The following is a 20,115-nucleotide window of genomic DNA, read 5'->3' on the forward strand; positions in this document are numbered from 1 at the left end:
ACCCGTGGTGCATTTAGGCGATCTTGATTTTTAGGTTGTTAATATTCCTGTTTTCCAAATAATTTATCCATTGAATTATGGTCAGTGCAGTGATTTTTGCCATGATTCTGGTGGCGAACCCTTTAAATGTTTTTGCATAGTTTCTGCGAATCATAAATTGATCACACAGTTGAGAAAATAAGGTTTCAATGCGTTTTCTTGCCTTGCTGTAAACCCAAGGTAACCTCTTGTAATTTAATTGATTTTTTCTCATAGGAGTATGCAGGTTTATGTTCGATGCATCAAATAAATCCAGTTGCAAAGGATGACTCAAATAGCCTTTGTCTCCAATGATATGACAGTCTTTCATTAGCCCTTTTATATCATTGAGGTAATGTATGTCATGGACAGATGCAGGTGATAAGTCAAAATGTTTAAAAACGCCATCCACAGAACATACCGCATGTAATTTGTAACCGTAATATCTCATGCTTTGAGAGGCACAATAACCATGATTAGGTGCTGTATCGACATCATCGTTACAAATAGTTGAACGCCCTGCACGAGAAATCTTACACACTTCCAAGGGCATGCTGTCGATTAAAAAATGATCTTCTCCAGAGGTCATTTGATCTGCCATTTGTTGCCTAAGTGCTTCAATATAAATGAATAATTGTCTTTTTCGTCGGTTGTAAACCGAACGTTCTATCTGATCAAATAAGCTGGCAGGTAATCTGCGAAATAACTCCCTTTCTGAATCAATATTTAAGTATTCAGCTGTTAAAGCCAACGCGATAACTTCAATATCTGATAGTTTAGGTATTCTGATTTGATTCAAAAAGTTAGATTGTTCAATTAATTGCTGTAAGACAGACAATATTTTGATATAACTGCATTCTAAGTTACTCATAGCATTGGTAATTTTCAAGTTTCGAGACTTATAAATATACCGCATTTTGCTATGAGTAACTTCTTGTTTTTCAACTATTTTCTAAATGCACCACGGGTATAAGATATTGAACTATAAGGGATATTAGGCTTTTTTAATTTGACTGGAAAAAGCCGTTTTATTAATATCACCATTGGAATATGAGAGGTTATCGCTGTTAAATGGTATTAATAAACTTCCTTTGCTGATACTTTTGAGGAACTTAGAAGGAAGGTATTTTTGAGTTCATGACATAGCTGTTCAATTTAAATAAAAACACCCAGCAGATAACATCATACATTTATGCGTATAAATCCGGTAAATCATGATGGTTAGGTTTTTGTGATGTCTGAGGTGTTAGCAAACCCTGTTTATACAACTGATGCCAATCAATGGATTTATGATTAAAGTCTTTGTTGTAAAGTTGATTTTGTAATGTATCCAGTGCCTGGTGTGCTTCATTATCAGACAATTGTTGTCGAATTTGGCCGAGGTTAGTGACATGTTGGTTGGTTTGCTGATTCCACCATTTTATAAGTTTCACCTGTTGTTCAGCTGGGGTAAGGTGCTTGGTGTTTTTTAGCGATAAGGTTTGTTTTGGCAATTCCGGACGCTGTGGTGTTTGAATTGTTGGCCGTGCTTGTAGCTTTATAAGCAGAAAAACAACGGTCAATAACCACAAGGCAGCAAAGCCGAAGGTGCCGTAGCGCCACCAAGGGTTTTGCGTGCTGGATTTAACACCTATGGTTGATTCATCGGCAATCGGAACCTGGCTTGGTGATGGATCCGGGGCATCGAAATTAGCGGCTTGGGGCGGGGCTTGTTGTTGCTGTCCACCGGTAGCTGGTTTAATGTCCAAGGTGATGGCGGGTAAGCGCGTGGTTTGGGCTTCGCCGGTTTCGGTGTTAAACCATTCAATATCAAATCCAGGGATTTTAAGTGCACCCGCTTTGGTGGGAATTACAGCTTGGCTGATGGTTTTTGAGGACACCAGGTGATTACCGTTATTTCGGGTAATGGTGTCAGTTTTATCTTGGTAGATGCGGGCACCCTCAATATCAGTCACAGGGATTTCGGGTAATTGGGTTTCGGACAAACCTTGCGCAGTGATCTCCAGTTGACGCGTAATCGGCTCGCCGACTCGGTAGATTTGATTTTGTGGCCAGCTTTGTTCAAGGTTGAAGGTGGTGGCGGGCAACCAAGGTTTGCGAACAAAATCCGGGGGAATTTGTTTAATCTCCAGGTTTAGCATGGTTGATGATATTCTCACCGGTCGGCCTTGCCGTATAAACCCCCATTGGTCTCTGGTTTGGGGGTCTAATATCTCACCTTGAAATACCACCGGTGGAATAGTCAGTTCTCCGCTTTGCTCGGCAAATAAGGCGTATTTACGTTCCAATACCTGATAATCAATGCCATTTCTGCGGGTCGTGTATTGAATGGATTTATTGATGGGATAAACAATCAATCCGTCGGTTTTGGGGTCACTCAGACTGGCATTGTTAAGGCCCACCGCATAGAATAATTTAACGGTTAAAATAATTTCTTCTTGCACATAGGCACTGTCCTTATTAGTTGACCATTCAATAAATAAGTTTCCTTGTGTGGTGGCATTGGGGTCGGGTTTTTTAACTGTAATTTTAAGGGCCTGGGTTTGTTCGTTGCCGACATTGATGGGCGGAATAATATGACTGCCCAATGATTTAGGTACTAAAGTAACAGTCCAGCGGGTTTCACTTGAGACCGAGCCGTTGATGATTTTAGTGGACATTGAGCGGCCGGTTTCACCGACGTCAAAGACTGCAGATAACATATCAAAGTCAGGGTTGTTGCGTGTCGCCTCGTCGCTGGTAATGGTCAGGTTAACAGATTCTCCCAAAGCAATTTCTTGGCGGTCAATGGTTGCGGTTACAGTGGCACCGACCAGAGTAAAAAAACCGATTAATATCAGGCTAAGAAGTATTTGTTGGGTATGTACAGTTGGCTTCATGGTCACCAATCCTCAGTTGTTTGGTTATCGTAGGGTGTGCCGTCGGGGTTCTGGCGGTGATATTGATACAGAAACTTACGGCGCATTAATCCACCCGGATCATCGTCAATTCGTCTTAACCATTGTTCAATGGCTTGTTTTTCTTCGGCATCCAATGCCTCTTGCTGGGCCAGTTTTTCGGCCTGCTCGGCTTGGTCCTGTTGTTCTTCAGGGGTCAGTTCCTGCTGTTGCTTTTGCTCGTCAGTTTGTTCGTCATTTTGCGGCTCGGCAGCTTGTTGTTTGCTGTCTTCTTTTGCCGCGTCTTTTTCTGCTTGTTGTTTTTGTTGTTCGGATTCTTGGGCCTGTTGTTCCGGGTTGGCTTGGCTGTCCTGACCTTCTTGACCTTCTTGACTTTCTTGGTCTTGGCCATCGCTGTCCTGTTGCTCGGAGTCTGAATTTTGTTGTTGTTGCTGATCGTCGCCTTGTTGATTCTGATCTGAGTCCGATTGTTCTTGTTGTTGCTGTTGCTGTTGTTTTAAGGCTTGTTCGACGATGTTTTTGTTATGTATGGTGTCCTCATCTTCCGGCTTAAGGGCTAAAGCTTTGTTATATTGATTCAAAGCAGCTTCTAAATTACCGGCTTGTGCCATGGCATTTCCCAGATTGTATAAATCGTCGGCATTGGGCTGTTCTAGTCCTTTTAGCTGTTCAATGGCTTGCTGATAATCTTGGGCACGGTAAGCGGCCGTGCCTTTAAGGCGTGGGTTTTTGGCTAGTTGTTCGGCTAATTCGGGATTTTCGTCCAGTTTTTTAAAGGCTTGTTGATCTTTAGTGAGCCATAAATCCTGCCATTTAAATGCATGGCTGATTTGTGGGTGTATAAAGAATCCTAACGCCAAAACCATGAGCAAACCCCGACGGTACAGCAATGCGGTTAACGGTACAATCAGTATTAACAACCAAATGCCGTCATCCACAAACTGGTTATGCCCGGCAGTTGTCTCCGACTGATCATCGCCACTGTTATCGGCTTGGTCGTATAAGTTCATGTCATTGCGTTGATTCGACAGTACACTGAAACGGCCGTTGCCGGCTTCGGCGGCTTGTTTTAAGGTTTTAAAATCCACTTTGGGAATCACCACTTGCCCTCTCAAGTCTTTAACAAAACCACGGTTGGTTTTAATGGGGGCGCCTTCGGTGGTACCCACCGCCAGGATGTGGGTCTTGATGTTTTTAGCCGCCAAGGCAGTTAATTTTTCTTGGCTTTTGTGCATTTTGATGTCATCAGTAATCAATAAAATCTGACCTTCCGTTAATCCTGATTGATTTAATAAAGCTTCACCTTTTTCTAAGGCCGCGTTGGTGTTGGTGCCTGAAGTGGGCATAATGCCCGGCTCAATAACATCCAGCAGATTAACAATGGTTTCGGTGTCATCGGTTAACGGTGTGACCACAAAAGCGTCACCGGAAAAAGCAATTAAAGCGGTGAGACCATCTTTTCGTGAGGCCAATAAATCGCGTATTTTAAATTTAGCGCGACTCAGGCGATTGGGTTTTAAATCATCGGCCAACATACTGCGAGAAACATCTAAGGCAATTATCAGAGCTGCTTGACTTTTCACCACAGGCACATCTTTTTGCCGAATTGCAGGACCCGCTAAAGCCAGGATGCCAATCAAAACCACCGGCCAAAATAGATAACGCCAACGACTGGCCGTTCTACCACTGTTGACCCGCATGGCTGCTAATAAGTCCGGGTCACAATGTTGTTGCCAGCCGTCTTGGCTATGGCCTTGACGATGCCAACGGTAAAGTAGCCAGACAGCGGGAAGCAGTAACCACAGCATATGCGGCCTTAATAAATGAAAATTTGACCACAGAATTTCAGTCATAGCCACCGCCTTTGCAACCATAAACTAAACAACATAAGCCCCATGAAAACACCCATAGGCCAATAGTAAAGTGCTTTAGTCGGGCGATAAAACCGGTCTTCTTCCGCCAATGGCTCCAATTCATTCAGCCGATCATAAATGGCTTCAAGTTCACGGGTATTGGTGGCCCGAAAATACTGTCCACCGGTGAGTTCGGCGATACGGGTCATGGTGGCCTCATCTAAATCGGAAGATGGGTTGATGCGACGTTGTCCGCCAAAAAAGCTATTAACAATCATTTCATCGGCACCAAAACCAATGGTATAGATTTTAACATCTTCGGCTTTGGCCAATTGAGCTGCTTTTAAGGGTGTAATGACCCCGGCGGTGTTGGCGCCGTCTGTTAGCAATATGAGTACCCGGTTACCCGAATCCATGGTACGCATTTTTTTAACCGCTAAGCCAACGGCGTCACCAATGGCTGTGGACTTACCCGCCAAACCAATGACCGCTTCTTGTAACAAGCGATTTACGGTGAGAATATCAAAAGTGAAAGGTGCCTGTAAGTACGCTTTTTCACCAAACAAAATGAGGCCTAAGCGATCGCCTTGTCTGCGTTTAATAAAATTACCGGCAACATCTTTTAAAGCTGTTAAACGATCCACCGGTTGGCCGTTTAATTGCATGTCTTGTTGTTCCATGCTGCCTGATAAATCAATGGCAAGCATCAAGTCACGACCTTCAACCGGTAACGCCACCGCATCGCCGACCCATTGTGGCCGTGCCAATGCCGTCAATAGCGCCAACCACATCAGCCAACTAATTATTTTAAGCCAAGACTGTGCGCCGCTTGCAGATTTTTGGTCCGCAGGTAACTGTGCAAATATGGGGTAGCGAATGGTGCTTAATTGGTGACCGGATACCCGCGGAAGTTTTGCCATTATAAATGGCAGTGGTACAAGCATAAAAACCCAAGGCCACAGCATTTGGATCATGATTGACTCCGTTTTGGCTGTAAGCAGTGATGCTTCAAGAACTGATGGACTGCTTGTAATAAGGCCTGTGTTTGGTAATCATGTTGTTGTTGATAAAGTCCTGAATTTAAGGTGTTTGAAAACTGATCAAAGACCGGTTCTTTTAAACCTTTATTAAGAAAAACAACCCATTGTTCGCCGGATAAACCCGCTGCTTGTGGGTTTGTTAGCTGATGACGCACAAAGCGTCGCAGCAAATTAGATAAATCACGGGCTAATTTTGAGTCATCGCCGTGTGATTGATGATCTTGTTGAATGTTGTGCCACAATTGGCGCATTGTGCGCCATTGTTTTTGGCGTTGTCTTCGTTGGTACCAGCGAATAGAGAACCACACCAATAATGCCAATAAAATGGTCGCCAGTAACCACCAACCGGGTGCCGGTGGCCATAATCCCGGTTCTGCCGGTAAATGTATGTCCCGTAACGGTAGTTGTTGCTCGGCTGTCGGATTCATACAGTATCCTTGAGCCATTGTTGCATGGCTTGTTGTGGCCTGTTGAGGCCTTGTTTTGTTTGTATGACCCAGTCACTGTCGGTGGTAATCGGTAACAACGGTACGCCGGCATGAATAATGTTTTCAACCAGGCGCTGTTGATGTTTTTGTTGTTGCTGCTTCAAGCGATTACGGATTTTACGGTTGCGGAGATTGATGATGCGGTTACCCTGGTCACTGTGAACACCGTATAAAGCCGGTGGAGGCGTATCATGTTCAAACGGATCACTGACATAAACGGCTAACACATCATTGTGTTTGCGTAATTGCACCAAGTGCTTTTTACAATGTCTACCCAGGTTCAAAAAGTCACTAATAACAATCACCAGACTGCCCGGTCTAAGAACGCTGCGTAACTGTTTTAAGGTTAAGTCCAAAGGCACCTGTTCGGATCCCGCTTGATCCGCTTTGACCAGTTGTTGAATGACCGCCATCATGCCGCGTTTTCCGGCAGTGGCTTTCAAAATATCAATGCCACCGTGACCAAAGGTCATAACACCGACCCGGTCGCCTTGTTGTACCGCAGACCAACCTAAAGCGGTGGCAATTTGAGCGGCTATGACTGATTTAAATTGCCCGCGTGTGGCAAAATGCATGCTTTGATTACAGTCCACTAAGAGATAAACAGGTCGTTCTCGTTCTTCTTGAAATAATTTGGTGTGGGCAGTACCGGTTCGTGCTGTCACCCGCCAATCCATATTGCGAATATCGTCACCGGCTTGATAAGCGCGAGATTCCTGATAATCCATTCCTCGACCACGAAACCTTGAATCGTGTAGCCCAGATATCGCGGAGGTGGCTTTTTTAATGGCCGTTAAATTAAACAGACGAACATGACGTCGGGTGTTGACCAGGGTTTTCGTCAAGACCTGTGTTTTCGCTGTTATTGTGTCAGCATTGACCGCTGTCATGATATTAAGGTAAAGGTACTTTTTGCAGTAACTGATCCACCACCTGGTCAACAGTGAGACCTTCGGCTTCCGCTTCAAATGTTAAAATAATGCGGTGTCTTAAAACGTCGTGAATCACATTATGGATATCTTCAGGCAGCATGTGATCGCGTCCTTGTAAAAAAGCATGGGCCCGAGCACAACGGTCCAGGGCAATGGTGGCCCGTGGTGAGCCGCCATAGGCAATCTGTTGAGCCAACTGTTGGTCATAAGTGCTGGCATCTCGTGTGGCTAAAATCAACGCCACCAAATATTGCTGCAAATTATCAGCGACAAAAATATCCTGTACCGCTTGTTGCGCCGCAAACACCGCCTGCTGAGACAATTGTGTCGGCTTATTGGTTTCTTGACTGTAATTGCGTCGGCTTTGTTGCTGGGATAGCTTTAGAATATCCATTTCCGTGGATGCTTCGGGATAATCGATGGTGACGTGCATTAAAAAACGGTCTAATTGAGCTTCCGGTAAGGGGTAAGTGCCTTCTTGTTCAATGGGGTTTTGAGTGGCCATCACTAAAAACAGCTCAGGTAAATTATAGGTGGTTTTACCCACCGTAATTTGTTGTTCACCCATGGCTTCCAATAAGGCTGATTGGACTTTCGCCGGTGCGCGATTGACTTCATCTGCTAACACTAAATTATGAAACAAAGGGCCTTTTTGAAACTCAAAACTGGCGGTTTCGGCATGATAAACGTCGGTACCGGTTAAATCAGCTGGCAATAAATCCGGGGTAAATTGAATGCGATGAAAATCACCTTCGATACATTCAGAGAGTACCTTAATGGCGGTGGTTTTGGCCAAGCCCGGTGCGCCTTCCACCAGTAAATGGCCATGAGACAACAGTGCCATTAATAATCGATCAACTAATTTTTGCTGACCTAAAATCTGGGTGCTGATATATTGGCGTGTTTGTTGAAAAGCTTGGCTGAATTCAGCGATAGTTTGATCCATGGTTTTCCCGTAATTTTTTTAACGTCTTTGACTCGTCAGGCTTTTATAAGTTCCTGTCAATGGGCAGATTATAGGCAGAATTAAGACAGCTTAAAAGGATTGCCTGCTGTCTTGATATTTTTAATTCATAATATCCTTTGTGGGAGTTGATTCAAATCAATAATGCCCCCATTAATATTACAGCGCAAAGTTAAGCGTGCTATTATGCTTTTTTTAATCAAACAGTCTTAATTTAATCATGTACAGTCTTACCAGTGAACCCTTTAAACTCGAACGTGATGTGGAAGCCATTGCAGTTCCTAATGGCGATACCATCGATTTGCCGGCCGGTGTGGTGGGTTACATTACTCAGGCCTTAGGCGGCAGTTTTACGGTATTTGTTGATGGCAGTATGTTTATGATTCTGGGGCACAATGCCGATGCCTTAGGTCGTGAGCCTTTGCCGAGACCTGTGTTACCCGAAAACGCCACTTTCAAGGATGTGGAAGAGGCTGTCTGGGCTCAACTTCAAAACGTCTATGATCCTGAAATTCCGGTGAGTATTGTGGAGCTGGGTTTGGTTTATGAGTGTGAGTTAAAAAAATTAGATGACGGTTATCATGTGGTCATTGAAATGACCTTAACAGCACCCGGCTGCGGTATGGGCGAAGTGATTGTATCAGACGCACGAGAAAAGATTAAATTAATTCCGGAAATTAAATCTGTTGATTGTCGCATTGTTTTTGATCCGCCCTGGGATCAATCCATGATGTCTGAAGAGGCTAAATTAGAAACCGGCATGCTTTAACCTGACCATTTCGTTATACCGGTTTTAACTGCTCATCTTATAAATTTAGTTAAAGGGTAACCAATTCTTCTGCTGAAGTTGGATGAATACCAATGGTTTTTTGTAGTTGACGCCGGGTTAGGCCTTGTTTAATGGCGACCGCAAAGCCCTGGATTATCTCACCGGCATCTGTACCGACGATATGTATGCCGAGTACCTTGTCGCTGTCTTCGCAAACAATCACTTTCATAAATGTTTTTTCAGTGACTTCGCTCATGGCATATTTCATGGCGCGAAAAGTACTGGTATAGCATTTTACATTTTTATACTGTTCACTGGCTTCGGCCTCAGTTAAACCGCATCGACCAATTTCAGGCATCGAAAAAACAGTGCTCGCAATGTTATCGTATTCCATCAACCGTTCGCTGTCCTTAAATAACCGGTCCACCAGTAAATGACCTTCTTTAATGGCCACAGGTGTTAACTGATCGATGTTACTGACATCGCCGACAGCAAAAATATGATCAACATTGGTGGCTTGATGGTCATTGACTCGAATGCGTCCATCATCTTCAGTATCTACACCAATTTTATCTAAATTAAGTCCTTGAATATTGGGCACTCTGCCGGTGGCAAAAAACACACAGTCACTGTCAATCACGTTGCCGTCATCTGTCACACATTGATAGCCTTTAGAAGTTTTTTCAATGGCTTTAAGACTGGTGTTGGTGATAACTTCAATGCCTGATTCGCTGAATGATTGCTGAGCAAATTTGGCCACTTCATCATCAAAACCGCGCAACAATTGGGGGCCTCTGTAAACCAGTTTAACCGCCACACCCAGGGCATTAAAAATTCCGGCGAATTCCACTGCGATATAACCACCACCATAAATGACCATGGATTGCGGCAATTCCGGCAAGTCCAAAGCCTGATTAGAGTTAATAACATATTCAACACCCGGTATGTCAGGCATCTGTGGTAAACCACCTGTGGCAATAATGATGTGTTTGCCAGTTATTGTTTTATCACCGACTTGAATCGTGTGTTGATCCACAAAACTGGCAAAGTGTGGATGTAAAGTAACACCGGCATTGTTAATTAAATTATGATAAATCTGATTCAAACGATGAACTTCTTCGTCTTTATTTTTTAATAAGGTCGGCCAGTCAAAGTGGCTGTCAACTTCCCAACCAAAAGCTTTCGCCGCTTTGAACATTTTTTGATAGCCGGCGGCGTAAACCATCAGCTTTTTTGGAACACAGCCACGTATGACACAGGTGCCACCCAGTTTGTCGGCTTCACATAACGCCACTTTCTTGCCATAACCTCCGGCAATTCGAGCCGCCCGAACACCACCTGAGCCACCGCCAATCACAATTAAATCATAGTCATACTGAGTCATTTTTGTCACCTTAAAGTAAATAGTTTGCTATTAACAGGTTAACCATTTTTATATGTGCTTAAAAAATTTAGGTCAATGTTGCAAAATAGCGCTGTTGTTCACCATCATCATTCTTAACTGACATATTGAGGTTAAATGTATGCTTTATTTGTGCCAATTGTGAACAGAATATGGATTTCATGTTAAATAATAGTAAAAAAAGGTTGCTAATATACCCTTTATTGCTTATAAAATATAAGCACAAGGACGGATTCATGCTTATTGCTTGCTTATTTTATAAATAAAGGGGTTTGTGGCATCAATAAGTTTCGACATTGAATACAATAACATGAATTGAGGTTTAGACATAGGCTTCACAATAACAGTCGATGTAATTGTCACAAATCGTGATACTATAAAAAGAGGTCGATATCACAGCAATTTTTGGGAAAATTGCTGTGATATCATTTTAACGGTAATTAATACAAACATTTTTGCATTCCGTAAAAAACCGCATAGCTTCAAATCCACCTTCGCGACCCATACCTGAAGCTTTCATGCCACCAAAAGGGGTGCGTAAATCCCTCAATAGCCAACAGTTCACCCAAACAATTCCGGCCTCGATGTCTGAGGACATTTGATGGGCGCGTTTCAAATCATTGGTCCAAATACTGGCAGCTAAACCATAAGGACTGTCGTTGGCTAACTGCAATACCTCAGACTGACTGGAAAATTTTTGGATAGTTGCAACAGGGCCGAAGATTTCTTCTTGATTACTGCGACATTGGTTATTGAGGCCGATGATAAGTGTTGGTTTCAAAAAATAGCCTTCTTGACAACGAATTGGTAATTCAAGATCTTGATTGGTGGTTAAAATCTCGCCACCTTCGGCTTTAGCCAAATCCAAATAAGATTGCACTTTGGCTAAATGGTTGGCTGAAACCAGTGCGCCAAAATCCACTTTTGGATCAATCGGGTCACCCACATTGAGTTGTTTCATTCGTTCAATCATGGCAGCGACAAAGTCATCGTAAATACTGTCTTCCACATAAATGCGGGAACCACACAGACAGATTTGCCCTTGGTTGCTAAAAGCAGCGCGACAAGCGGTTTCCACGGCCTGTTTAAAATCACAATCGGCAAACACAATAAAAGGATTTTTACCGCCCAGTTCCAGAGAGATTTTTTTGTGTTGGCGCAATGTGGCTTGTTTAATGGCAATGCCGGTTTCAGTGCCGCCGGTAAAGCTGATGGCTTTAATGTCATCGTGAGTGGTTAACGCGGCACCGGCTTGTTGGCCGGTGCCGTGAACAATATTCAAGACACCGGCCGGAAAGCCGATGTCTATACACAGTTGCGATAATAAATAAGCGGTATATGGGGTAACTTCTGAGGGCTTAGCAACCACGGTATTGCCAGCGGCCAAAGCCGGTGCAATTTTCCAGGTGAGTAAATACAGCGGTAAATTCCAAGGGCTGATGCAAGCCACAGGCCCCAAAGGTTGACGTAAGGTGTAATTTATAGTGCGTGGATTGGTGGCATGAGACTCACTGCTGAATTGGGTGGCGGCATGGGCAAAAAAACGCAGATTATCATGTGCTCTTTGGATATCAACTGTACGGGTTAATTGTATGGGCTTTCCGGTATCTTTTGATTCTGCCTGAGCCAACATTTCATGGTTATCAGCAATGGCATCGGCTAATTTCTGAAGCCAATGACTGCGTTCACCGGGATTGAGACTTGACCATTGCGGAAATGCTTTTTGAGCAGCTTGTAGCGCGTTGTTAACATCTTGCTCGTTGCTTTGAGGTAAACGACTGTATACCTGGCCAGTGGCCGGTTGTACATTATCAAGGTATTGGTCATTTGTGGGGGGGCATAGCTTGCCGTTAATGTAATTGTCTAAAGTAATGACAGACATGTTACAAGCAGCCGGTACGTCCGCCGTCTACGGGCAAATTGATGCCATTAATATATGCGCCGGCATCGGAGGCTAAAAACCCCACCACATTGGCGAATTCTTCGGGTTCAGCAAAACGCCGCAAGGGGATGGCTTGCTTTTCTGAAGCGATCACCTCATCCAAGGTTTTGTTTTGGTTTTTGGCCTTATTTTCAAAAATCGCAGTCAGTCGTTTAGTATTGGTGGCGCCGGGAAGGACATTGTTCACAGTAATGTTATCAGGGCCCAGCTCTGAAGCCAGAGTTTTGGCCCAATTGGCCACCGCACCGCGGATGGTGTTAGAGACCCCTAAATTGGTAATCGGCTGTTTTACGGAGGTTGAAATAATGTTAATAATTCGACCCCATTGTTGCTGACGCATGTGTGGAATAACCGCTTGTGTGAACAATTGGTTGGCAATTAAATGTTGTCTAAAAGCATTGATATATTCTTCTGGTTCGGCTTTGTGGGCCGGTCCCGGGGCCGGCCCACCACTGTTATTAATAAGAATATCAATGTTGGTCTGCTGATTGGTTAATGTTTTTAACGAAGCCACCGCCTGTTCAGCTTGTTGTAAATCGACACTGATAAATCGGTGGTTTTGTTGATTGGGTGTGGGTAATTGTTGACAAGCTTTCACTAAGTTTTCTTCGTTGCGCGCCATCAGAATGATGCTCGCGCCTTGTGTGGCCAGTTGTTTCGCCACCGCCAGTCCGATACCCTGAGAAGAGCCGCCTACCAACGCTGTTTTGTTGATTAAGTCAATATTCATGCTTGTGTCTCTTTAAGTGCTTTGGTTAATAAGCCACGTGCTAAAACCGCTTCAGCGTGATTAGGGAATTTAAATTGCAATAAGTCATCGATAACTTTGACGTTAAACTGGCTATTTTTTTGGTCTTCGGCAACAAACACAGCACTGACAAAAACCACCTTATTTAACACCAAAGTAAAACCTTTTAGGTCGTAAAGTTGCATATTGTTGAGATTGCTTAACAAACATTGATTGTAATGATTTGTGATAAGAAAGTCAGCAATAAAAGCCCCGATACAAGATGAACTGTGTCGAGGCTTTTTAAAAATTACTGAGCTTCTTCAGTGTTATTTTGTGGCCATTCATTAAATGGAAATGGCTTATTATCGGTTTGCATGGCAATGTACTGCAAAAGCTGTTTTTGAAAACCAACCAATTGTCCGCCAAATTGATCCAATCGTTGATTTTTGTCGCCATCAAAAATAAGAAAACCAAATTGAACGACCACATAAGCAGCCAATACCCATAATGATAACCAGCCCACAAAAACAAATAATACCGTTAATAGAATGCGTGAGAATACTGAATTGCCATCATTTTTTTGGTTGTCTGAGGCATCAGTGTCGTGGTTTAATTCTTGTGTTGTCATGTTTAATACCTGTAATTTAACTTATAATTATTATCTCAAACAGTCCCCCAAAATAGATAGTGCCATTGGTAACGGGTTTAAATTCAGTGTTTATTCAGTGACCAATGGTTAATATAGCCTTATGTTAAAAAAAAACCGACGACCATGATTAAACGACTTTTTCCTTTAGCAGCGTTATTTTTAGTGGCCTGTGCCAGTAATGATTACCGCTATGACGATGATTATTATTACAGTGACAGCTATTATGGCAGTCAAGATGCCTATGATCCTTATTACGGCTATGGTAGCGACTACTCATCGGCCGGAGGTGGTGTTTATTATAATAATTATAATTACTACCCAGATCGCTGGGGTATAAATTACAGCACGGTTTATTACAGCCCTTATCGCTATCCACGTGTTGGCTTCTATTACAGTAGCAGTCGTTGTGGTTATGGTTGGTATAGTGGTTGTTATCCGGGTTATGGCTATGTATACAACAGTTGGCCAAGCTATGGTTTTAGTTGGGGTTTGGGTTTAAGCTACAGTAGTTATTCTTACCACTACTATAATAACAATTATTGGTGGTACAACCACTGGCGTAATCGTAATTACGAACCCTACCGGTACAACTCACGCTATAATAGTCGTTACCCGACAAATCGAGGGTATTATTCAACTCGGAATGAAGCCAGACGGTTGACTGATCGACAACGCTCGAGCAATTATAAAGGTCAGATAAATAACTCACGGTATAACAATACCCGACAATCGGTTCCCAGCCGTCGTCCTGTTAATCGACAGCCGTCTTCAAGTAACCGCAGTCCAAGTAACACGCAGCGTTATAAAAATAACACGCGGTCAAATCAGCAGATGAATTTGCCCTCGCGCAGTCGCTCAACATCGACTCGAGACAGCCACAGTAATGGACGCCAAAATCTTCGCTCCAATTATCAAAAACCGGCATCAACTGAACAAAGCCGTGGTTCAGATTCAGCCACCAGCCAAGTGATTAGACAGCGTTACCAAAATAATCAAAAAACGCCGTCCACAAGTCGTCAATCGAACAGACCCACGGTTATCAATCAAAGACAAACACCGGTTCGTTCACTGAACAACCAAAACCGCAGTCGACAAGTTGAACCACGTCAACCGATTAATGTGCAACGGCCTGTCAATCAACGTGTCATGCCAGGTTCAATCCAATCACAGCCGAATCGATACAGACAACCAAGCTCCACAGGCAATACCCATTTATCTAGACCAAATGCACCTGTAAATAATGTATATCGATCTCAAGCACCCACGCAGCCTCGGGCGATGCCAACCAGACCTGCGAACACTCAAGCACCGAATCGTGCAGCTGGTTCCGTCACAAGTGGCTATTCAAAACCAAAATCAAATGTCAGTACTAAACCGGCCGTGCGTGCACCAAAAGCACGTCCAAGCCAGTCACAAAGGCGTTCATCATCGCGCCAACGTGACCCTAATTAAACCTGTTAACAAAACATCTACTAAAAGCCGGCGCGTTCTTGTCGGCTTTTTTATTGGCAATAATCAATCGCCATCGATGCTGAATTTTTACCTGCCTTTGATGTAGAATGGCTTTACTTAAAACACATTGAATCACATGAAAAAAATATTCTTATTGTTCGCTGTGATGGCGTTGGCGGCCTGTCAATCACAACAGACCCGTCCTGATGAAAACAGCAAAAATACGGTAACGCAGCAAGATGCCGCTGAATTTTTACAAACCGTTGAGGACACATACATTAAGGAAAGTGAGTATGCCGCCCGTGTTGCATGGGTCCAGGCCAACTTCATCACCGAAGATACGGTTTGGTTGGGTGCGAAAAGTATCGAAAAAATGGGGGCGCTGCAAGTTAAGTTCGCCAACCAAGCAAAAAAATTCGACCATTTGGACTTGCCCGCCGATATGCGACGTCGTTTAGAAAAAATCAAAGGCAGTTTGACGTTGGCCGCACCGGATGATGTTGAAAAAAATGCCGAACTGGCACAAATTATGGCCAAATTAGAGGCCATGTACGGCGCTGGTAAATACTGTGTCGATGGTGAATGTCGCGATTTAGGAGAATTGTCTAAAGTGATTGCGGAATCCAGAAACCACAAAGAGTTATTAGACGCCTGGACCGGTTGGCGCACCATTTCCGTACCCATGCGTGATAAGTATGAACGTATGGTTGAATTGGCCAATGAAGGTGCCCGTGAGCTCGGTTTTGCCGATACCGGTGCCATGTGGCGTGCCGGCTATGATATGCCTGCGGATGATTTTGCAGTTGAATTAGATCGCCTTTGGGGTCAGGTTGAGCCATTGTATAATGCCTTGCAATGCCACGTACGCAGTGAACTGACTGAGCAATATGGTGAAGAAGTGATGGGTGATGATGGTATGATTCCGGCACACCTGTTGGGAAATATGTGGGCACAAGATTGGACCGCCGTTTATGATTTGGTTAAGCCTGCCAATGCCGGAGAAACCATTGATGTGACCGCGCGTTTAAAAGCACAAAACTACGACGCCAAGAAAATGGTTAAAACCGCGGAAAACTTTTTTGTTTCATTGGGTCTTGACCCTTTGCCTGAGACTTTCTGGGAGCGTTCTTTATTCTTAAAACCACAAGACCGAGATGTGGTTTGTCATGCCAGTGCCTGGGACATCGACAATGAAGAAGATATCCGCATTAAAATGTGTATTAAAGAAGATTATGAGGATTTTGTCACCGTACACCATGAGCTCGGTCATAACTTCTACCAACGCGCTTATAAAGATAAAAGCATTTTGTATCGCAATGGCGCCAATGATGGTTTTCATGAGGCCATAGGTGACACCATTGCGTTATCGATGACACCCAAATATTTTAAGGACATTGGTCTTATTGACGAAGTCCCTGAATCAGACAATGATTTGGGCATGTTGATGAGTAAAGCCTTGGAAAAAGTCGCCTTCGTGCCTTTTGGTTTAATGATTGATCAATGGCGTTGGCAGGTCTTTAACGGCGAAATTTCAGCCGATGAATACAATGCCGGTTGGTGGCGACTTCGTAACCAATACCAAGGTGTTAAGTCACCAGTTGAACGTGACGAGTCACAGTTTGACCCTGGTGCTAAATACCATATTCCCGGCAACACGCCTTATACACGTTACTTTTTAGCCCATATTTTACAATTTCAATTCCATCGTGAACTGTGTAAAGCGGCCGGTTTTGAAGGTGACTTACACCGTTGTTCAATTTACAACAATAAAGCCGCCGGTGACAAACTGATTAAGGTATTAGAAATGGGTGCTGAAAAGCCATGGCAAGATGCCATGCAAGTGATTGCCAACTCCCGAGACATGGACGCCACCGCCATGTTGGATTATTTTGCGCCATTAAAAGCATGGTTGGATGAGCAAAATAAAGACCGTCAGTGCGGGTGGTAATTTCGTTTTAAATGCTTAAAACGTTAAAGGCCGGTTAAATACCGGCCTTTTTCGTTGTGATATCAAAAACTTGAGGATTTAGCTACTGGAATAATGAGTGGTAAAATGTTACCCTTATTATCCAATAAAAATAAATTTAGGAGTTAATTTATGAGTGTAGCAAAAGTCACAGAAATTATATCAAGTTCCGACGAAAGCTTTGAAGATGCTGTTAACAAGGGTGTTGAACGTGCTAATAAAACCCTTAAAAATGTTACCGAAGCGTGGGTGGCAAGTCAGAAAGTAACCGTTGAAAATGGTCAAATTGACCAATATCGAGTTGTTATGAAAGTAAGCTTTATTTTAAAGGATTAATCTGGAATTGATACAAAACAAAAAGCCGGCTTAATTAGTCGGCTTTTTTTGTTTCTGCTTTATGCCGATTAAATATGATTTAAGTTGGCTGACATCCGCGGTTTGCTGATATTGTCTAATCAGTCTTTCCAGTAAACGGCGGCTGCGGTCAGACTGATTAGATTGATACAATGATTGCGCTGTTCGGTGGCCGGCATCGACGATGTCTTGGTGATGCTTTGGAAAGCTGCGAGACATTTGTTTATAGAAACGAATCACCCATTCATGGTTGTTGTTATGGGCATTGTAGGTAATTAATTCTTGTATAGTGACGACATTCTTTGCCTTGATCAAATGACCATCGCTGTGGTATTTCTTGATGTAAATCATGGCTTCGCGGTATCGTTTTGCCGCCACAAGTTGCGCTAAATGTTCAGCAGGTTCTGTTTTCTGTTGTTGCTTGGCCAAATGCTGGGCATTTAGTCGATAACGATCTAAATCGTGCCGTTGCTCATGTTCAGAAACTTCTTTAATGATTTTCAAAGCCTGTTGGCCATCGCCTACAGCCAATAAATCTTCAATTCGCTGTTTAATGGGATCATAATCACTATGCTTGTTTGGCTTTGATGATTGACGATCTTCCACGTTATCCATGGTTTCATGGCCAATGCTGTCTGCATGGCGATACATCACATAACCGATGACGGTAAAACTGAATACCAATAAAAAATAAAGCACCCAGGCCACTAAAACCACTTCAATTAAAGGTGGCAAAAGACCATTAAAAAAGTAGCGAAATAATAAATTAATCGCGGACAATAAAACAAAAAATAATGTCAAAACCACATACTCACCACCAATACGCGTGGCAATCTGGATTTGCGTCAATGGATTTAAGGCGCTTATCAGACTTTGACTTTCCGCTAAAATCATCAGAAAAGCCGGTGTCAAAATGGTGGTTAATAACAATAAAGCCGCACCGGTGGTTGGGTCATACCGAAACACAAAAATAAACAGCAGTAATTGTAGTACCGGCATACCCAGGGCTTTAAAGCCAATTAATTCGGTGACATGAAAAGCGAATGAATCTCGGTACTGAAATTCACCGCGACTCATGCTGCTTAGTACTTCAAAGGCAAGTTTGTAGGAGGCTAAAAATAAAGTAATTTGAACAAGCAATTGAATAATCAGTGAAGGAATGGCCAACAGCAGATTAAATGAAGCCAATAAAGTGATTTGGAAAAACAGCTTTTCCTGGCGGATATAGTTAAAGAAAAAACCAAAACGCCGCCAAAAAGGTGGCGTATCTGAATAGATGCGGGTTGCGGACATATCAGCGCTGAATTAAGGCATTGTGATAAATATTTTGCACATCCTCCAATTCATCCAGCATATCAATAAATTTATCAAAACGAGCGATGTCTTCTTCATCGGTAATGTCAACGGTGGTCTGTGGTACAAATTGAATTTCTGATACCTGAAAATCAATATCGCCATATGTCTCTTGCAGTGCTTGTTTGGCTTTATGAAATTCTGTGTGTGGGGTAAATACGGTGATGTTGCCATCTTCTGATTCAATGTCCGTGACATCAACATCTGCTTCTAATAAGGCTTCTAACACCGCATCTTCATCATCGCCGGCAAACATTAGAATGGCGCTGTGATCAAACATATGCATAACGGTGCCTTGCGTGCCAATTGAGCAGTCAGTTTTGGTGAAGCACAAGCGCACATCACCAAATGTTCGGTTTGGATTGTCAGTCAGACAATCGACAATTACCATACAGTTGCCTGGTCCATAACCCTCATAACGCGCCACATCAAAATCTTCACCGGTGCCACCATCGGCTTTATCGATGGCTTTTTTTATGACATGAGCCGGTACCTGACTTCTCTTGGCCTCATCCAATAAACTGCGCAACTCAAGATTGGCATCCGGATCGGTACCGCCGGATTTAGCGGAGACATAAATTTTACGGCTATATTTTGAATAAACACGGGCATTGGCATCCGATGTTTTGGCCATGGATTCTTTGCGATTTTGGTAAGCTCGTCCCATGTTGTTCTCTTAAATTAAAAGCGTTATTTTACTCTTCACAATGGCTTTTGTAAAAGTGCGCTGTGCTCAGGTGATAAAAGAAAGCGTTTGTTGCCACTTGAAGACATTAAAAGTGAGCCAACGCTTAACAAATAATAAATAATTTAGTGGTATAATTATTGTTCATCGAAGAAAAAATTGCCACTATGTACAAAGCACTTATGATGTCATTAATCTTGACTTTGGCCGCCTGTCACAGCAACCAAGTTAGACCCAAGTATGATCAATTTGTGATGGAGCAAGACTTAAAACAAGTCAGTCGAGTCCAACAATTTCGCTTTACCGGTTGGCAGCCTCTGGACAGTGATTATCTGATTTTACTGGGCACCCACAGAAAAGCCTATTTATTGGAACTGATGTCACCGTGTAATGATTTACCGTTTGCTCAAAATATTGCCCTCAAACAAACATCCAGAAGTTCGCTGGTGGCGAAGTTTGATAAAGTATTAGTCCAAGACCAAATGCCGGAATCCTGCACCATCGATAAAATCTACGAACTCACCGAAGAACAACATCAGGCCATTGCCAGCTACTCAGGTGGACATATTAAAGCCACAAAACCAATTGATTAAGTATTTTTTGTTGAATCTAATAATTTGA

19 protein-coding genes are annotated in these 20,115 nt (G+C 43.1%); 5 read left to right on the plus strand and 14 right to left on the minus strand.

What is annotated here, in order from left to right; translation table 11 throughout:
* Window positions 1-13: 13 nt before the first annotated feature.
* From OS173_RS07745 to OS173_RS07775, 7 genes are all read right to left on the minus strand, one after another.
* Window positions 14-889 (minus strand): IS982 family transposase, encoded by an 876-nt coding sequence (locus OS173_RS07745; protein WP_267183791.1) that lies wholly within the window; start codon window positions 887-889, stop codon window positions 14-16.
* Between the two features lie 319 nt (window positions 890-1,208).
* Entirely contained in the window at window positions 1,209-2,897 is a 1,689-nt protein-coding gene (locus OS173_RS07750) for a BatD family protein (protein ID WP_267183701.1), read from the minus strand.
* A gap of 2 nt (window positions 2,898-2,899) precedes the next feature.
* Window positions 2,900-4,768 carry a vWA domain-containing protein gene (locus OS173_RS07755; protein ID WP_267183702.1) on the minus strand — a complete coding sequence of 623 codons (1,869 nt, stop codon included), beginning with the start codon at window positions 4,766-4,768 and terminating at the stop codon, window positions 2,900-2,902.
* Window positions 4,765-5,742: a vWA domain-containing protein gene (locus OS173_RS07760; protein ID WP_267183703.1), complete on the minus strand. Its 978-nt coding sequence runs from the start codon at window positions 5,740-5,742 to the stop codon at window positions 4,765-4,767. The genes OS173_RS07755 and OS173_RS07760 overlap by 4 nt, the downstream gene beginning before the upstream one ends.
* Complete coding sequence (locus OS173_RS07765) at window positions 5,739-6,236, minus strand: DUF4381 domain-containing protein (RefSeq protein WP_267183704.1); 498 nt, start codon at window positions 6,234-6,236, stop codon at window positions 5,739-5,741. The genes OS173_RS07760 and OS173_RS07765 overlap by 4 nt, the downstream gene beginning before the upstream one ends.
* Complete coding sequence (locus OS173_RS07770) at window positions 6,233-7,141, minus strand: DUF58 domain-containing protein (RefSeq protein WP_267183705.1); 909 nt, start codon at window positions 7,139-7,141, stop codon at window positions 6,233-6,235. The genes OS173_RS07765 and OS173_RS07770 overlap by 4 nt, the downstream gene beginning before the upstream one ends.
* A gap of 49 nt (window positions 7,142-7,190) precedes the next feature.
* Window positions 7,191-8,174, minus strand: a complete 984-nt coding sequence (locus OS173_RS07775; protein WP_267183706.1) for an AAA family ATPase — start codon at window positions 8,172-8,174, stop codon at window positions 7,191-7,193.
* Window positions 8,175-8,412: 238 nt separating this feature from the next.
* On the opposite strand from OS173_RS07775, the gene sufT reads away from it, so the two are divergent.
* Complete coding sequence (gene sufT, locus OS173_RS07780) at window positions 8,413-8,961, plus strand: putative Fe-S cluster assembly protein SufT (protein WP_267183707.1); 549 nt, start codon at window positions 8,413-8,415, stop codon at window positions 8,959-8,961.
* Between the two features lie 49 nt (window positions 8,962-9,010).
* Here the strand turns inward: sufT and gorA are convergent, their stop codons facing one another.
* The 5 genes from gorA to OS173_RS07805 form a co-directional block, all read right to left on the minus strand.
* Window positions 9,011-10,345, minus strand: a complete 1,335-nt coding sequence (gene gorA, locus OS173_RS07785; RefSeq protein ID WP_267183708.1) for a glutathione-disulfide reductase — start codon at window positions 10,343-10,345, stop codon at window positions 9,011-9,013.
* Window positions 10,346-10,793: 448 nt separating this feature from the next.
* The gene (locus tag OS173_RS07790; protein ID WP_267183709.1) at window positions 10,794-12,245 is read right to left on the minus strand and encodes an aldehyde dehydrogenase; all 1,452 of its coding nucleotides are present in this window, start codon (window positions 12,243-12,245) and stop codon (window positions 10,794-10,796) included.
* Between the two features lies 1 nt (window position 12,246).
* Window positions 12,247-13,035 (minus strand): SDR family oxidoreductase, encoded by a 789-nt coding sequence (locus tag OS173_RS07795; protein WP_267183710.1) that lies wholly within the window; start codon window positions 13,033-13,035, stop codon window positions 12,247-12,249.
* Window positions 13,032-13,238, minus strand: a complete 207-nt coding sequence (locus OS173_RS07800; RefSeq protein ID WP_267183711.1) for a hypothetical protein — start codon at window positions 13,236-13,238, stop codon at window positions 13,032-13,034. The genes OS173_RS07795 and OS173_RS07800 overlap by 4 nt, the downstream gene beginning before the upstream one ends.
* A 104-nt stretch (window positions 13,239-13,342) precedes the next feature.
* The gene (locus OS173_RS07805) at window positions 13,343-13,663 is read right to left on the minus strand and encodes a DUF4389 domain-containing protein (protein ID WP_267183712.1); all 321 of its coding nucleotides are present in this window, start codon (window positions 13,661-13,663) and stop codon (window positions 13,343-13,345) included.
* Window positions 13,664-13,807: 144 nt separating this feature from the next.
* On the opposite strand from OS173_RS07805, the gene OS173_RS07810 reads away from it, so the two are divergent.
* From OS173_RS07810 to OS173_RS07820, 3 genes are all read left to right on the plus strand, one after another.
* Window positions 13,808-15,136 (plus strand): hypothetical protein, encoded by a 1,329-nt coding sequence (locus OS173_RS07810; protein ID WP_267183713.1) that lies wholly within the window; start codon window positions 13,808-13,810, stop codon window positions 15,134-15,136.
* A 136-nt stretch (window positions 15,137-15,272) separates the two neighbouring features.
* On the plus strand, window positions 15,273-17,084 hold the full coding sequence (locus OS173_RS07815; protein ID WP_267183714.1) for a M2 family metallopeptidase: 1,812 nt from the start codon (window positions 15,273-15,275) through the stop codon (window positions 17,082-17,084).
* A 150-nt stretch (window positions 17,085-17,234) separates the two neighbouring features.
* Window positions 17,235-17,438, plus strand: coding sequence for a dodecin family protein (locus tag OS173_RS07820; RefSeq protein ID WP_267183715.1), 204 nt, complete (start codon window positions 17,235-17,237; stop codon window positions 17,436-17,438).
* Window positions 17,439-17,468: 30 nt separating this feature from the next.
* Here OS173_RS07820 and OS173_RS07825 read toward each other — a convergent pair whose 3' ends face one another.
* Window positions 17,469-18,749: a hypothetical protein gene (locus OS173_RS07825; protein ID WP_267183716.1), complete on the minus strand. Its 1,281-nt coding sequence runs from the start codon at window positions 18,747-18,749 to the stop codon at window positions 17,469-17,471.
* Between the two features lies 1 nt (window position 18,750).
* On the minus strand, window positions 18,751-19,476 hold the full coding sequence (locus OS173_RS07830; RefSeq protein WP_267183717.1) for a YebC/PmpR family DNA-binding transcriptional regulator: 726 nt from the start codon (window positions 19,474-19,476) through the stop codon (window positions 18,751-18,753).
* A gap of 185 nt (window positions 19,477-19,661) precedes the next feature.
* On the opposite strand from OS173_RS07830, the gene OS173_RS07835 reads away from it, so the two are divergent.
* On the plus strand, window positions 19,662-20,087 hold the full coding sequence (locus OS173_RS07835) for a DUF6491 family protein (RefSeq protein WP_267183718.1): 426 nt from the start codon (window positions 19,662-19,664) through the stop codon (window positions 20,085-20,087).
* The last annotated feature ends 28 nt before the right edge of the window (window positions 20,088-20,115 follow it).

This window comes from Marinicella gelatinilytica, from assembly GCF_026410405.1.
In the GTDB taxonomy this organism is placed as follows: Bacteria; Pseudomonadota; Gammaproteobacteria; order Xanthomonadales; family Marinicellaceae; genus Marinicella; species Marinicella gelatinilytica.

Excerpts from the sequence above, each read along its gene's own strand:
- OS173_RS07745 (WP_267183791.1), bottom strand. The coding sequence starts at position 889 with ATGAGTAACTTAGAATGCAGTTATATCAAAATATTGTCTGTCTTACAG.
- OS173_RS07810 (WP_267183713.1), top strand. The coding sequence starts at position 13,808 with ATGATTAAACGACTTTTTCCTTTAGCAGCGTTATTTTTAGTGGCCTGT.
- OS173_RS07775 (WP_267183706.1), bottom strand. The coding sequence starts at position 8,174 with ATGGATCAAACTATCGCTGAATTCAGCCAAGCTTTTCAACAAACACGC.
- sufT (WP_267183707.1), top strand. The coding sequence starts at position 8,413 with ATGTACAGTCTTACCAGTGAACCCTTTAAACTCGAACGTGATGTGGAA.
- OS173_RS07825 (WP_267183716.1), bottom strand. The coding sequence starts at position 18,749 with ATGTCCGCAACCCGCATCTATTCAGATACGCCACCTTTTTGGCGGCGT.
- OS173_RS07790 (WP_267183709.1), bottom strand. The coding sequence starts at position 12,245 with ATGTCTGTCATTACTTTAGACAATTACATTAACGGCAAGCTATGCCCC.
- OS173_RS07815 (WP_267183714.1), top strand. The coding sequence starts at position 15,273 with ATGAAAAAAATATTCTTATTGTTCGCTGTGATGGCGTTGGCGGCCTGT.
- gorA (WP_267183708.1), bottom strand. The coding sequence starts at position 10,345 with ATGACTCAGTATGACTATGATTTAATTGTGATTGGCGGTGGCTCAGGT.
- OS173_RS07835 (WP_267183718.1), top strand. The coding sequence starts at position 19,662 with ATGTACAAAGCACTTATGATGTCATTAATCTTGACTTTGGCCGCCTGT.
- OS173_RS07760 (WP_267183703.1), bottom strand. The coding sequence starts at position 5,742 with ATGATCCAAATGCTGTGGCCTTGGGTTTTTATGCTTGTACCACTGCCA.
- OS173_RS07800 (WP_267183711.1), bottom strand. The coding sequence starts at position 13,238 with ATGCAACTTTACGACCTAAAAGGTTTTACTTTGGTGTTAAATAAGGTG.
- OS173_RS07805 (WP_267183712.1), bottom strand. The coding sequence starts at position 13,663 with ATGACAACACAAGAATTAAACCACGACACTGATGCCTCAGACAACCAA.
- OS173_RS07795 (WP_267183710.1), bottom strand. The coding sequence starts at position 13,035 with ATGAATATTGACTTAATCAACAAAACAGCGTTGGTAGGCGGCTCTTCT.
- OS173_RS07750 (WP_267183701.1), bottom strand. The coding sequence starts at position 2,897 with ATGAAGCCAACTGTACATACCCAACAAATACTTCTTAGCCTGATATTA.
- OS173_RS07755 (WP_267183702.1), bottom strand. The coding sequence starts at position 4,768 with ATGACTGAAATTCTGTGGTCAAATTTTCATTTATTAAGGCCGCATATG.
- OS173_RS07830 (WP_267183717.1), bottom strand. The coding sequence starts at position 19,476 with ATGGGACGAGCTTACCAAAATCGCAAAGAATCCATGGCCAAAACATCG.
- OS173_RS07765 (WP_267183704.1), bottom strand. The coding sequence starts at position 6,236 with ATGAATCCGACAGCCGAGCAACAACTACCGTTACGGGACATACATTTA.
- OS173_RS07820 (WP_267183715.1), top strand. The coding sequence starts at position 17,235 with ATGAGTGTAGCAAAAGTCACAGAAATTATATCAAGTTCCGACGAAAGC.